We start from the raw sequence: 12,738 nt of genomic DNA on the forward strand, positions 1-12,738 counted from the left end.
TCCCTGAATTCTGTCACCCGCGCGCCGGGATGCTCAATCGGCCCGTATGAGAAGGTGGATCGGTGAACGAACTCCTCCTGCCTGTCATCTTCGTCATCCTCGCGATCGTCGTGATCGGGTCGGTCGCGACCCTCCTCGTCCGCGGCCGCCGCACGCCCCCGGGGCTCTACCCGTCACCGCGCGATCCCGATGACCTGGAGGCCGGCGGCGCCCACGGTTCGACGTCCACCGATGTCCTCGACCGCCCGGACGGCGTGACCACCGATGTGCTCGTTCCCGACGACCTCAGCGGTCTCGACGAGGCGCCGGCCCGGCCGCAGTTCGACACGGTCGACCCCGTGCAGGGCAGGCTCGCCCGCCTGCGCGCCCGCCTCGTGCGGTCCAACAACGCCCTCGGCAAGGGGCTCCTCGCGCTGCTGTCGCGCGACACGATCGACGAGGACGTCTGGGACGAGGTCGAGGAGACCCTCCTCCTGGCGGACCTCGGCACCGAGCCGACCATGGAGCTCGTCGACGCCCTGCGCGAGCGTGTCAAGGTGGCCGGCAGCCGCGATGCCGCGGAGGTCAAGGACATGCTCCGGGAGGAGCTCATCAAACTGGTCGACCCGTCGATGGACCGCTCCCTCGCGACGCTGCGCCACGCCGACCGGCCCGCCATCGTGATGGTCGTCGGCGTCAACGGCGTCGGCAAGACCACCACGGTCGGCAAGCTGGCCCGGGTGCTCGTCGCCGATGACAAGGACGTCATCCTCGGGGCAGCGGACACCTTCCGCGCCGCCGCCGCCGAGCAGCTCGCCACCTGGGGAGCGCGCGTGGGCGTACCGACCGTCAAGTCCGACGTCGACGGCGCCGACCCCGCGTCGGTCGCGTTCGAGGCCGTAAAGGCCGGCATCGAACAGGAGGTCGACGTCGTCCTGATCGACACCGCCGGGCGCCTGCAGAACAAGGTGGGCCTCATGGACGAGCTCGGCAAGGTCAAGCGCGTCGTCGAGAAGCAGGGCACCGTCGACGAGGTACTCCTGGTCCTCGACGCGACGACGGGGCAGAACGGCCTCAGCCAGGCCCGCGTGTTCGCCGAGGTCGTGAACATCACCGGCATCGTCCTGACCAAGCTCGACGGGACGGCGAAGGGCGGCATCGTGGTGGCCATCCAGCGCAGTCTCGGCGTCCCGGTCAAGCTGATCGGTCTCGGTGAGGGCGCGGACGACCTCGCCCCGTTCGACGCCGAGGGCTTCGTCGACGCACTGCTCGCCTAGGGGCCTGCCGAGGGGCCCGCCGAGAGCTGCGACGGCGTCGCCGGCCGACGCGAAACCTGTCCGAAACACAAGTGTCACGCGTCTTTTACCCGGACCCGATCTCCGTAACCTGCGCGCAACACGACACCCAGCAGCCGGAAACACGCGCAACGCATTCTGGAAGGGCGGGAAGTCCCCGCCCTCTTCGGAAGGACAGCGTTTGATGGATCTGACAGCAGGCCATGTCTGGGTGATGATCTCAGCCGCCCTCGTACTACTCATGACCCCCGGCCTCGCCTTCTTCTACGGCGGCATGACCCGCGCCAAGGCCGCCCTCAACATGATGATGATGAGCTTCATCGCGGTCGGCCTCGTGGGGATCGTGTGGGTCCTCTGGGGCTACTCCATGACGGGCGGGGACGGCGTCGCGCAGCTCTTCGGCAACCCGTTCGCCTCGTTCGGCCTGACGAATCTCATCGGCACCGAGGACCTGATCGGCGCCGGCTACGGTGCCACGTTCGCCATCATCACCGTGGCGCTCATCAGCGGTGCGATCGCCGACCGCGCCAAGTTCGGCGCCTGGACGCTCTTCGTGCCCATCTGGGTCACGGCCGTGTACTGCCCCCTCGCGTTCATGGTGTGGGGCGGTGGGCTCCTCAGCGCCGACGGCGCCGTGGGCGGCGCCGTCGGTGAGGCCGTCGACTTCGCGGGCGGCACCGTGGTGCACATCAGCGCCGGTGTCGCGGCGCTCGTCCTCGCCCTGATCCTCGGCAAGCGCCAGGGCTTCGGCAAGGACCCCGCGCAGCGCCCCCACAACATCCCGTTCGTGATGCTCGGCGCGGCCCTGCTGTGGTTCGGCTGGTTCGGCTTCAACGGTGGCGCGGCGGGCTCGGCCGAGGAGGCCGGCCTCATCTGGGTCAACACCATGGCCGCCCCCGCCGCCGCGATGGTGGGCTGGCTCGTGACGGAACGCATCCGTGACGGCAGGCCGACATCCCTCGGCGCAGCCTCCGGCATCGTCGCCGGCCTCGTGGCCATCACCCCCGCCTGCGCCAACGTCAGCCCGGTGGGCGCCGTGGGTCTTGGCATCGTCTCGGGTGCACTGTGCGCCCTCGCCGTCGGCATCAAGTACCGACTGGGCTTCGACGACTCGCTCGACGTCGTCGCCGTCCACCTCGTCGCCGGGATCGTCGGCACGCTGTCCCTCGGGTTCATCATGATGCCCGTCGACGGGGTCGGTGGACTGTTCTACGGCGCCGGCCCGGGCCAGCTCGTCGCCCAGGTCGTGGCGGCGGCGATCGCCATCGCCCTGTCCGCGGTCATGACCGCGATCATCGGCCTGGCCATCCACAAGACCATCGGCTTCCGCATCAGCTCCGACAGCGAGGTGTCCGGCGTCGACCTCTCGGAGCACGCGGAGACCGCCTACGAGTTCGGCGGGCTCGGCGTGGGTGGGTCCTTCCACCCCTTCGCCGAGCAGATGTTCGGGCAGCGGACGTCAGCAGGACCTCAGACCACCCAGCAGAACGTCACGGAGGGCGTAAATTCATGAAACTGGTCACAGCGATCGTCCGTCCCGACAAGCTCGACGGCGTCCGGGGGGCTCTCGAGAACTACGGCGTCCAGGGCCTCACGGTCAGCCAGGCCAGCGGCTACGGCCGCCAGCGCGGCCACACTGAGGTCTACCGGGGCGCCGAGTACACCGTGGATCTCCTGCAGAAGGCGCGCGTCGAGGTCCTCGTCGCGGACGCCTGGGTCACCGACATCGTCGACGTCCTCGTCTCCACCGCCAACACGGGCCGCGCAGGCGACGGCAAGGTGTGGGTCATCCCGGTCGAGGAGGCCGTCCGCGTCCGCACCGGCGAGCGGGGGGAAGCAGCCCTCTAGGCCGGGACAGCGCCGGCCGGCGCATGCGCCGAAGAACGGAAGGGCCGCCACCCCGGCGGCCCTTCCGTTCTCTCGTGTGCATGCCCGAGGGGCTTCAGGCCCGGCCGTGCGACGACGGCCAGGTGTCCGGGCCCGCCGATCCTGCGGTGTACTCCTCGAGGGGCACCCGGTCCTGCGCCCACGCGGTGAGGACGGGTTCCACGATGCGCCAGCAGTCCTCGGCCGTGTCGCCTCGGACGGAGAGGGTCGGGTCGCCCGCCAGGACGCCGTCGAGCACCTCGCCGTAGGGGAGTAGGTCCGACTCGTTGAGGTCCGCGCTGAGGGTGGCCCGGTCCAGCGAGAAGATGTCACCGGGGCCGTTCACGTCGAGTTCCAGCTGCAGGGTGTCGGGCCCGAACCCGATGCGCAGCTTCGTCGGCGCGTCCTGGCCCGTGAACCCGACGGGCAGGTGGCTGACCGGCCGGAACGTGATGACCGCCTCCTTGCGCTTGACGCCGAGCGCCTTGCCGGAGCGCAGGACGAACGGGACGCCCGACCACCGCTCGTTGTTGATGGACACCGTGACCTCCGCGAGCGTCTCGGTGCCCCTGGCGGGATCCACGCCGGATTCGGCGGTGTAGTCGACGATCCGCCGATCGCCGATCGTGCCCGCCGTGTACCGCGCGCGGCGGCTGCTGCCCGGAGCGTCGAGGTCCACGGAACTCGCCCGGAGGATCGACCCGATGTGGTCGCGCAGGTCCCGCTCGTGCAGGGTCGACGGCGCGTTGAGCGCCAGCAGCGCCATCACGTGGAGCAGGTGGCTCTGGATCATGTCGCGCAGCGCGCCTGCGCCGTCGTAGTAGCGGGCGCGGTTCTCGAGGGCGAGGTCCTCGTCGAAGATGACCTCGACCTTCTCGATGTGCAGGTTGTTCCACACCGGTTCCAGGATGCGGTTGGCGAACCGCAGGCCGAGGATGTTGAACACCGTCGCCTTGCCGAGGAAGTGGTCCACGCGGTGGATGTTCTGCTCCGGGACGAGCTTCGAGAGCTTGGCGTTGAGGCGGTGCGCGCTGGCCTGGTCCGTGCCGAACGGCTTCTCCATCACGAGGCGTGTGCTCTTCGGCAGGGAATTCGAGCCCAGGGCGCTGCAGGCCATCTGGCTGACGGCGGGCGGGAGCGCGAAATAGATCGCCACCGGCCCCTCGAGGGTGCCGACGAGCGCGGCCAGGCCGTCCTGGGTGACGTCGATGAGGCGGTAGGAGCTGTCGTCCCGGACCTGCTGCAGCGCCTCGCGCCCGCGCTCGTCCGCCTTCGCCATGGCGGCGGCGAAGGCGCCGTCGAGGCGCTCACGCCACTGCTCGTCCGTCCAGTCGTCGGACCCGGCGCCCACGAGCCGCAGCCCGTCGGCGCGACCGAGGCGGATGAGCCGTGCGAGCCCCGGCAGCAGGAGCCGGCCCGTCAGGTCACCGGAGGCACCCAGGATCAGCAGCGTCCGCACGCGCGTCTCGGCGTCGGCGGGGATGGTGTCGTGTTCGGCGAGCAGTTCAGTGTCCACCTCTTCACCTTGCCACTTATCCCCGCGGGTGTCCTGCTCTCGGACAATGCCGGCGCAATTGCGCCGGACGGCTCGACGGCGCCTCCGCGGGGTCGTCCTTCGGGGGGCCCCAGTTGATACCCTAGGGAGTTGAGTCTCCATCCTTCCCGATGAAAGAAGTGCACGGCACGTGTTCAATTCACTTTCCGACCGGCTGACTGCGACCTTCAAGAACCTCCGCGGCAAAGGCCGCCTCACCGAGGCGGACATCGACGCGACGGTCCGCGAGATCAGGCGCGCCCTGCTCGACGCCGACGTCGCGGTGCCCGTGGTCCGCGCCTTCACGGCCGCGGTCAAGGAGCGCGCCCTCGGCCTCGAGGTCTCCCAGGCACTGAATCCGGGCCAGCAGGTCGTCAAGATCGTCAACGAGGAACTCGTGGGGATCCTCGGCGGGGAGACGCGCCGCCTCCGGCTCGCGAAGAACCCGCCGACCGTCATCATGCTCGCCGGCCTGCAGGGTGCGGGAAAGACCACCCTCGCCGGGAAGCTGTCCAAGTGGCTCAAGGGCCAGGGCCACAGCCCGCTGCTCGTCGCGTGCGACCTCCAGCGCCCCAACGCCGTCCGGCAGCTCCAGGTCAACGGTGAGCGCGCCGGCGTCCCCGTGTACGCCCCGCACCCCGGCGTCAGCTCCGAGTTCGAGGCCGCCACCGGCGACCCCGTCGCCGTCGCCCGCCAGGGTGTCGCCGAGGCCCGCGCCCGGCTCCACGACGTCGTCATCGTCGACACCGCCGGACGCCTCGGCGTGGACGCCGAGCTCATGCAGCAGGCCGCGGACATCCGCGCCGCGATCAGCCCGGACGAGGTGCTGTTCGTCATCGACGCGATGATCGGCCAGGACGCCGTCAACACCGCGCTCGCCTTCAACGAGGGCGTGGACTTCACCGGCGTCGTGCTGACCAAGCTCGACGGCGATGCCCGCGGCGGCGCCGCCCTCTCGGTCGCCTCCGTCACGGGGAAGCCCGTCATGTTCGCCTCCACGGGCGAGGGACTGGGCGACTTCGAACTGTTCCACCCCGACAGGATGGCCTCGCGCATCCTCGACATGGGCGACATCCTGACCCTGATCGAGCAGGCCGAGCAGTCCTGGGACAAGGACGAGGCCGCCCGGATGGCGAAGAAGTTCGCCGACCAGGAGGACTTCACCCTCGACGACTTCCTCGCCCAGATGCAGCAGATCCGCAACATGGGCTCCATGAAGAAGATGCTCATGATGATGCCCGGCGCGGCCAACATGCGGGAGCAGCTGGAGAACTTCGACGAGCGGGAGATCGACCGCGTCGAGGCGATCGTCCGCTCGATGACCCCGCACGAACGCCTGGCGCCGAAGATCATCAACGGCTCGCGCCGCGCGAGGATCGCGCGCGGTTCCGGCGTGCACGTGTCCGAGGTGAACGGGCTGCTGGAACGGTTCGGCCAGGCGCAGAAGATGATGCGGAAGATGGCCTCGGGCGGTGGCATCCCGGGGATGCCCGGCATGGCCGGACCCGGCGGCTTCGGTGGTCCGCGCAAGAAGGCGGCAGCCGCGAAGGGCAAGAAGAAGCCCCGCTCGGGCAACCCCGCGAAGGCCGCGCAGGAGCTGCAGGAAGCCGAGGCACGACGTGCAGCGGCCCGCACCGCCGCGCCCACCGGGGCGGCGTTCGGCGGCCAGCAGGATTTCGACCCGTCGGCCATGAACCTCCCCAAGGGCTTCGACAAGTTCCTCGGCAAGTAGCCCCCCGTGACGGACGGTAGGCCCCTGACGGAGGTCGGGGGACGGTGATGGCGCTCGAGCGCGTGGTGTTCGTCCACGGCAGCGGTTCCTTCGGTGCGGCTGCCTGGCCGCGCCAGCACGGGCTGTCCCTCGACTACGACTGCCTGTACGTCCGGCGGCACGGCTTCTCGGCGGTGGAGGAACCGCTCCCGACCGACCACGGTCGCGACCAGGACATCATCGCGGAGGCCCTCGGGGGCGGGGGCCACCTCGTCGCCCACTCGCAGGGCGCCGTCTCCGCCATGATGCTCGCCGTCGAGCGCCCGGACCTCGTGCGCACGCTCACGCTGGTCGAGCCCGCCTGCCTGTCCCTGACGGCGGACCTCCCGGCGACTGCTGCCCACATCGCGCGGATGGCGCCCCTGTTCGCCGACCGGGCCGCCATGTCCGACGACGACTTCCTGCGGGCGTTCGTCCGCCGCGTGTTCGACGCGGACGCCCGCGTGCCCGCCACACCCGACGCGCGGCGCGACGCCGCCCGGCTGCGGCTCCAGAGCCCTCCGTGGGAGGCGCCCCTGTCGATCGTCCCCGGCGTGCCGACGCTCGTGCTCACGGGCGGGTGGGAGCCGCTGTACGAGGAGGTGGCCGAGTACCTCGCGGGCACCGGTGCCGTCCACCGCATCACGCCGGGCGGCCACCGTCCGCACGACACCGCGGAGGGTGCCGCGCTGATCCGCGCGTTCCTGGCGGCAGCAAGGCTGGACGCGGCGGCCTGAGCCGCCCCGCGCGGGAAGGCAAATCCCCGCGCCCCCTGATGCAGCGGTCGGGGAATAACTTGAAGCTTCAACGAGTTGTACCGGACAACAACGACCGCACCCCGAGGAGTCGCATGTCCGCCCAGGATCTCCTGCCCGCAGCCACCGCCATGGGTCCGCTGACGCTGAAGGTCGGCGACCTGGCCTCCATGTCCGGCTACTACGCCACCGCCCTCGGCCTCGAGGTGCTCGTCGACGGCCCCGACGCCGTCGTCCTCGGCCGCCGGGGGAGCGCTGTGCTCCGCCTCGAGGAGGCCCGGCACCTGCGGCTCCCGAGCCGCGGCGAGGCGGGCCTGTTCCACACCGCCCTCCTCTTCGCCGATCGCGCGGACCTCGCGGCCGCCGTCGCCTCCGCGGCCCGCCACCCGCTGAGCGCCTACGTGGGCAGCGCCGACCACCTCGTCAGTGAGGCGTTCTACTTCAGCGACCCCGAGGGCAACGGCATCGAACTGTACGTCGACCGGCCACGCGCGGGCTGGCAGTGGACGGACGACGGACGGGGCAATCGCGAGGTCACGATGGGCAGCCTGCCCCTACCGCCTCGGGAGTACATCCGCACGCACCTCACCGAGGCCGCGGCGTCCTCGCCGGAGTCGGGCAGCGCCACGGTGGGGCACGTGCACCTCCAGGTGGGCGACGTGGACACCGCGCGCCGCTTCTACGTCGACGTGCTCGGATTCGAGCGCACCGCGGGCTGGCACGACCAGGCGCTCTTCGTCTCGGCCGGTGGGTACCACCACCACATGGCCGTGAACGTCTGGAACAGCAGGAATGCCGGCCCGCGGAAGGACACCCTCGGACTCGGTGAGGTCCTCATCCGCGTGCCGGCGGCCGACGAGGTGGCAGCCCTCGCCGACCGGCTCGCCTCCGCCGGGATCGGAAGCCACCACACGGGCGCCGAACTGCGCTTCGAGGACCCGTGGCGCAACCGCCTGCGGGTAGAGGTCGCAGACCGCGCCTAGGGCCTCAGGCCTCGCCCATCATGAGCCCCTCGATCGAGTGCTTCTGGGTGATCGGGGTCAGCGTCTCGACCACCGGGCAGCTGAGGTGGTCGCGGACGCGCTGGGGCAGCGACTCGTAGAACCCGCGGGTGACCGCCATGTCGTGGTGCTCGGCATTGCCCGCCCCCGGGGCGTCGACGCCGAGCACCAGGACCGGCCTCGACTTCTGCGACTCGTTGCGGGTGCCCCGGTGGATCGTGAGGGCCGAGCGTGCCGAGATGTCGCCCATCTGCGGGAACTTCCGCTGCGCCAGTGACTCGTAGCGCGGGTACGCGGCCTTCGGCGGGAACATCTCGTGGTCGAAGCCCTCGGGGAGGTCCCACTGCGTGGTCGGCGCGACCTCGAAGGGGCCCATGTCCTGCTCCGTGTCGACGGCGGTCACGTTGAACGCCAGCGAGGTCAGGCGACGGTTCGTCCAGGTCTCGTCGGGCATCGGGAAGTCCCTGTGCCACGGCTGGTTGACAGCGCCGACGCCCGGCACGTCGAAGCCCAGTTCCACGATCTGGTAGTCCGGGCCGAGCACGGATTCGCAGACCATGCGGACCCACGGGTGGTCCACCAGTTCGAGCCAGCCCCTCAGCTGCTCGGGGTGGATCTCGACGTAGTAGCGCTTCGGGCCCCGTCCCACGGCGCCGTTCGGCCGTGACAGCGCCTCCTCGAACGCCGCGTCGATGTCCTCGCGCAGCTGTTCGGCCCATTCGCGGGAGAAGGCCTGCTTCTTCGCGATGATGCCCTCCGTATAGATACCGGTGACCGCGGCGGCCACTTCCTCGTCCGCGCCCTCCGGGATGGGGATCTCGATACCCTCGAGCGTCCGTGTCACGTCAGTCATGGTGTTTCCTGTTCTCCTGCTCATGGGGGATGTGTGGCGCCCGGAGCGCCCGGATGCGGGCGATCGCGGTGCTCCCCGTCAGGAGGCCGCGCACAATCCGCCTGAATCGCCTAATTTACGCCTGTCTGGCACAATGGACTCGTACTCGATCCGTGCAGCCCCTCTCTCTGTGCGTGAATTGTGTCCTCTGAACCCCTCCGAATGGCCCGCCCCACGGGAGCAGGACGACGGGTTCGCCCCTTTTCATTTACAAGGAGTGACCACACAAGTGGCCGTAAAGATTCGCCTCAAGCGCATGGGCAAGATCCGCGCACCGTTCTACCGTGTCGTCGTCATGGATGCACGCTCCAAGCGTGACGGCCGTGCCCTCGAAGAGATCGGCAAGTACAACCCGACCGAGGAGCCCTCGTTCATCGAGATCAACTCCGAGCGTGCCCAGTACTGGCTGGGAGTCGGCGCCCAGCCGACCGAGCAGGTCTCCGTCCTGCTGAAGATCACGGGTGACTGGCAGAAGTTCAAGGGACTCAAGGGCCAGGAAGGCACCCTGAGGACCAAGGCGGCCAAGGAGTCGTTCGTGGCACCCGAGAAGGGTTCCGTCATCGTCCCCGAGGCCATCACGCCGAAGGCGAAGAAGAACGACGACGCCGCCACGGAAGCAACCGAGGCGGAGTAGATTGCTCGCCGAAGCTCTGGAGCACCTCGTCCGCGGCATCGTCGACAACCCGGACGACGTCCGGGTCTCCGCGAAGAACAACCGTCGCGGCGAGACGCTCGAGGTGCGCGTGCACCAGGAGGACCTCGGCCGCGTGATCGGCCGCCAGGGGCGCACCGCCCGCGCACTGCGCACGGTGGTCGCCGCCCTCGCGAACGGTGCGCCGGTGCGCGTCGACGTCGTCGACACCGACCGCCGCCGGGGCTGACCCTCCCAGAGCCAGGCACGAACCGAATCGGCCCCATCACCAGGACATGGTGGTGGGGCCGATCTCATGCACCACCCGGACGACCCCCGGTCCCACCCACCGACGCGACAGCAGGAGCACCACCATGGACGTACTCGTAGCGAGGATCGGCAAGCCGCACGGTATCCGGGGCGAGGTGACCGTCCAGCTGTTCACCGACGCACCCGAGGACCGGTTCGACGCCGGCGAGACCTTCCGCGTCGAGGGCGCCGCCGTCACGGAGCTCACGGTGGTCCGCGCCCGCTGGAACAAGGACATCCTGATCGTCGGGTTCGAGCAGGTCGCCGACCGCAACCAGGCCGAGACGCTGCGCGGAGCCCAGCTGTTCATCGACACCACCGAGTCCGAGGACGAGGACGACGCCTGGTACGAGCACGAGCTCGTGGGCCTCGACGCACGGGTGGACGGCCGGTCCGTGGGCAGGGTGACCGGGCTGCGGACCATGGCCGTGCAGGACCTCCTGGTGGTCGAGCTCGCCGACGGGCACGAGGCCCTCGTGCCGTTCGTGGGCGAGATCGTGCCGGAGGTCGATCCGGAGGCGGGCTTCGTGGCCATCGTGCCGCCCGCCGGACTGTTCGACCTCAACACCCCCGGGTCCAACCAGGCGCCGGACGACGGCGACGACGTCGCGTCCGGTGAGGCGCGCGACTAGTGCGCATCGACGTCGTCTCCATCTTCCCGGAGTACCTCGCCGCCCTCGACCTGTCCCTGATCGGCAAGGCGCGGCAGGACGGCGTGCTCGACGTGCGCGTCCACGACCTGCGGGCCTTCACGACCGACCGGCACCGGACGGTGGACGACACACCCTACGGCGGCGGTGCCGGCATGGTGATGAAGGCCGAGCCGTGGGCCCTGGCCCTCGAGGCCGTCCTGGCCGAGGCACCCGCGGCCCCGCGGCGGCCCACCCTCGTGGTCCCCTCGCCCGCCGGCGCGGTGTTCGACCAGGCCATGGCGCACGAGTTCGCGGAGCTCGACCACCTGGTCTTCGCGTGCGGCAGGTATGAGGGGATCGACGAACGCGCGATCGACTGGGCGCGCGCGGAGTTCGACGTCCGGCCGGTCTCCCTCGGTGACTACGTCCTCAACGGCGGGGAAGTGGCCGTGCTCGCCATGGTCGAGGCCGTGGGCAGGCTCATCCCCGGTGTCGTCGGCAACCCCGAGTCGCTCGTCGAGGAGTCCCACGCGGACGGGCTGCTCGAGTACCCGGTGTACACCAAGCCGTCCTCCTGGCGCGGCCGGGACATCCCCGAGGTGCTGCTCAGCGGCAACCACGCGAGGATCGCCCAGTGGCGGCGCCTGGAGCAGTTCCACCGGACGGCCGACCGTCGGCCCGACCTGCTCGCCGCCGTCGACACCGCCGCACTGACCAGGGCGGACCTCAAGGCGCTCCGCGAGGCAGGGTTCGACGTCGTCGACGGCAGGCTCACGCGGACCGCGCATTAGCGGTTGACGGCGCTGCTGTGGAATAATCGGAGATTGTGCCCACTGGGCCGGACCCTGCCACAGGGGGTGTCCGGCCAACAGTTAGCGCGCACCGGCCGCCGACTCTCCGGATCGGCCGGGAAACCTGCTTCGGCGGCACTGTCAGGGCCTCGGGTCCTGTCCTTGCCCGCCGTGACCAACGTGAATGACCTGTGGCGTTCACCAGGAGAATCAGCATGCATATCCTCGACTCCGTCGACGCCGGATCCTTCCGCGACAACCTCCCCGACTTCCGCGCCGGCGACACCGTCAACGTCCACGTCAACATCATCGAAGGCAAGAACACCCGTGTTCAGATCTTCAAGGGCTTCGTCGTCGGCCGCCAGGGCGACGGTATCCGCGAGACCTTCACGGTCCGCAAGGTGAGCTTCGGTGTCGGCGTGGAGCGTACGTTCCCCGTCCACAGCCCGGTCCTCGACAGGATCGAGGTCGTCTCCAAGGGCGACGTGCGCCGCGCGAAGCTGTACTACATGCGCGAACTGCGCGGCAAGGCAGCCAAGATCAAGGAAAAGCGCGACCCCAAGACGGTCAAGTAACCCTCTGGTGCAGTCCACCCCCGCTTCCCGGTCACCGGCCGGAGAGCACCCGAAACGCCGGTCCCATCCAGTGGGCTGGCGTTTCGTGTTCTCCGCCGTCGTCGTCGCGGTCCTCGTCACCGGCCTCGTGCGCGGTTTCCTCGTCGACGTCTACTTCATCCCGTCCGCGTCCATGGAACCCCTGCTGTCCGAGGGCGACCGCGTGCTCGTCACGAAGCTGGAGGACACGCCCGGGGAGGTCCGCCGGGGCGATGTCGTCGTGTTCGACGGCCGTGGCTCGTTCGACCCCATCACCGATCCGCGCAGCCTGCCCGAGCGCGTCGTCGCGGGTGCGGGCCAGTGGCTGGGGCTCACCGGCAGCGACACCGTCTACGTCAAGCGCGTGATCGGTGTCGGCGGGGACCGCGTGGCGTGCTGCACCGACGACCACCGTCTGACCGTCAACGGGACGGCGATCGACGAACCGTACGTGTACCCGGGCGACGCACCGAGCGAGGACGCGTTCGACGTCGCCGTCCCGGAGGGGCGGCTGTGGCTCCTCGGCGACCACCGCTCGGCGTCGATGGACTCCCGCTCGCTGCTGGGCGCGCCGGGCGGAGGGCTCATCGCCGAGGACCGGATCATCGGTCGGGCCTTTCAGCTAGTCTGGCCACTTGACCGGTTCGCCCCGGTCGAGCGGCCCGCGACGACGTCGTAGCAGCACGGACGACGCCGCACGAGCAGGACCG

14 protein-coding genes are annotated in these 12,738 nt (G+C 70.1%); 12 read left to right on the forward strand and 2 right to left on the reverse strand.

The features are described from left to right. Positions 1–62: 62 nt before the first annotated feature. From ftsY to AC4D2O_RS13475, 3 genes are all read left to right on the forward strand, one after another. Positions 63–1,256 carry a signal recognition particle-docking protein FtsY gene (gene ftsY, locus AC4D2O_RS13465; RefSeq protein WP_490907867.1) on the forward strand — a complete coding sequence of 398 codons (1,194 nt, stop codon included), beginning with the start codon at positions 63–65 and terminating at the stop codon, positions 1,254–1,256. A gap of 202 nt (positions 1,257–1,458) precedes the next feature. Further along, a complete protein-coding gene (locus AC4D2O_RS13470; protein WP_490907868.1) occupies positions 1,459–2,787 on the forward strand; it encodes an ammonium transporter in 1,329 nt (442 codons plus the stop codon). Further along, entirely contained in the window at positions 2,784–3,122 is a 339-nt protein-coding gene (locus AC4D2O_RS13475; RefSeq protein ID WP_043445797.1) for a P-II family nitrogen regulator, read from the forward strand. Before AC4D2O_RS13470 ends, AC4D2O_RS13475 begins: the two co-directional genes overlap by 4 nt. A 94-nt stretch (positions 3,123–3,216) precedes the next feature. Here the strand turns inward: AC4D2O_RS13475 and AC4D2O_RS13480 are convergent, their stop codons facing one another. Next, entirely contained in the window at positions 3,217–4,656 is a 1,440-nt protein-coding gene (locus AC4D2O_RS13480; RefSeq protein WP_490907869.1) for a glucose-6-phosphate dehydrogenase, read from the reverse strand. Between the two features lie 169 nt (positions 4,657–4,825). Here AC4D2O_RS13480 and ffh point away from each other — a divergent pair, with 169 nt between their 5' ends. The 3 genes from ffh (at position 4,826) to AC4D2O_RS13495 (ending at position 8,162) form a co-directional block, all read left to right on the forward strand. Next, positions 4,826–6,406, forward strand: coding sequence for a signal recognition particle protein (gene ffh / locus AC4D2O_RS13485; protein ID WP_490907870.1), 1,581 nt, complete (start codon positions 4,826–4,828; stop codon positions 6,404–6,406). Between the two features lie 47 nt (positions 6,407–6,453). Further along, positions 6,454–7,161, forward strand: coding sequence for an alpha/beta fold hydrolase (locus AC4D2O_RS13490; protein ID WP_490907871.1), 708 nt, complete (start codon positions 6,454–6,456; stop codon positions 7,159–7,161). A gap of 113 nt (positions 7,162–7,274) precedes the next feature. Further along, on the forward strand, positions 7,275–8,162 hold the full coding sequence (locus tag AC4D2O_RS13495) for a VOC family protein (protein ID WP_490907872.1): 888 nt from the start codon (positions 7,275–7,277) through the stop codon (positions 8,160–8,162). A 4-nt stretch (positions 8,163–8,166) separates the two neighbouring features. Here the strand turns inward: AC4D2O_RS13495 and AC4D2O_RS13500 are convergent, their stop codons facing one another. Next, entirely contained in the window at positions 8,167–9,033 is an 867-nt protein-coding gene (locus AC4D2O_RS13500) for a phytanoyl-CoA dioxygenase family protein (protein WP_490907873.1), read from the reverse strand. Positions 9,034–9,301: 268 nt separating this feature from the next. Here AC4D2O_RS13500 and rpsP point away from each other — a divergent pair, with 268 nt between their 5' ends. From rpsP to lepB, 6 genes are all read left to right on the forward strand, one after another. After that, on the forward strand, positions 9,302–9,706 hold the full coding sequence (rpsP, locus tag AC4D2O_RS13505) for a 30S ribosomal protein S16 (protein ID WP_334210237.1): 405 nt from the start codon (positions 9,302–9,304) through the stop codon (positions 9,704–9,706). Between the two features lies 1 nt (position 9,707). Further along, positions 9,708–9,953, forward strand: a complete 246-nt coding sequence (locus AC4D2O_RS13510) for an RNA-binding protein (protein WP_490907874.1) — start codon at positions 9,708–9,710, stop codon at positions 9,951–9,953. A gap of 124 nt (positions 9,954–10,077) precedes the next feature. Next, positions 10,078–10,644 (forward strand): ribosome maturation factor RimM, encoded by a 567-nt coding sequence (gene rimM, locus AC4D2O_RS13515; RefSeq protein WP_490907875.1) that lies wholly within the window; start codon positions 10,078–10,080, stop codon positions 10,642–10,644. Continuing rightward, entirely contained in the window at positions 10,644–11,435 is a 792-nt protein-coding gene (gene trmD / locus AC4D2O_RS13520; RefSeq protein WP_490907876.1) for a tRNA (guanosine(37)-N1)-methyltransferase TrmD, read from the forward strand. Before rimM ends, trmD begins: the two co-directional genes overlap by 1 nt. A 215-nt stretch (positions 11,436–11,650) precedes the next feature. Next, on the forward strand, positions 11,651–12,010 hold the full coding sequence (gene rplS / locus AC4D2O_RS13525) for a 50S ribosomal protein L19 (protein WP_490907877.1): 360 nt from the start codon (positions 11,651–11,653) through the stop codon (positions 12,008–12,010). Between the two features lie 70 nt (positions 12,011–12,080). After that, the gene (lepB, locus tag AC4D2O_RS13530; protein WP_490907878.1) at positions 12,081–12,707 is read left to right on the forward strand and encodes a signal peptidase I; all 627 of its coding nucleotides are present in this window, start codon (positions 12,081–12,083) and stop codon (positions 12,705–12,707) included. Positions 12,708–12,738: the final 31 nt, after the last annotated feature.

The sequence above is a fragment of the Arthrobacter sp. TJ-238 genome (assembly GCF_058269215.1).

Coding starts and splice junctions, on each gene's coding strand:
- AC4D2O_RS13470 (WP_490907868.1), top strand. CDS start 1,459: ATGGATCTGACAGCAGGCCATGTCTGGGTGATGATCTCAGCCGCCCTC.
- AC4D2O_RS13475 (WP_043445797.1), top strand. CDS start 2,784: ATGAAACTGGTCACAGCGATCGTCCGTCCCGACAAGCTCGACGGCGTC.
- AC4D2O_RS13490 (WP_490907871.1), top strand. CDS start 6,454: ATGGCGCTCGAGCGCGTGGTGTTCGTCCACGGCAGCGGTTCCTTCGGT.
- AC4D2O_RS13495 (WP_490907872.1), top strand. CDS start 7,275: ATGTCCGCCCAGGATCTCCTGCCCGCAGCCACCGCCATGGGTCCGCTG.
- AC4D2O_RS13500 (WP_490907873.1), bottom strand. CDS start 9,033: ATGACTGACGTGACACGGACGCTCGAGGGTATCGAGATCCCCATCCCG.
- rimM (WP_490907875.1), top strand. CDS start 10,078: ATGGACGTACTCGTAGCGAGGATCGGCAAGCCGCACGGTATCCGGGGC.
- rplS (WP_490907877.1), top strand. CDS start 11,651: ATGCATATCCTCGACTCCGTCGACGCCGGATCCTTCCGCGACAACCTC.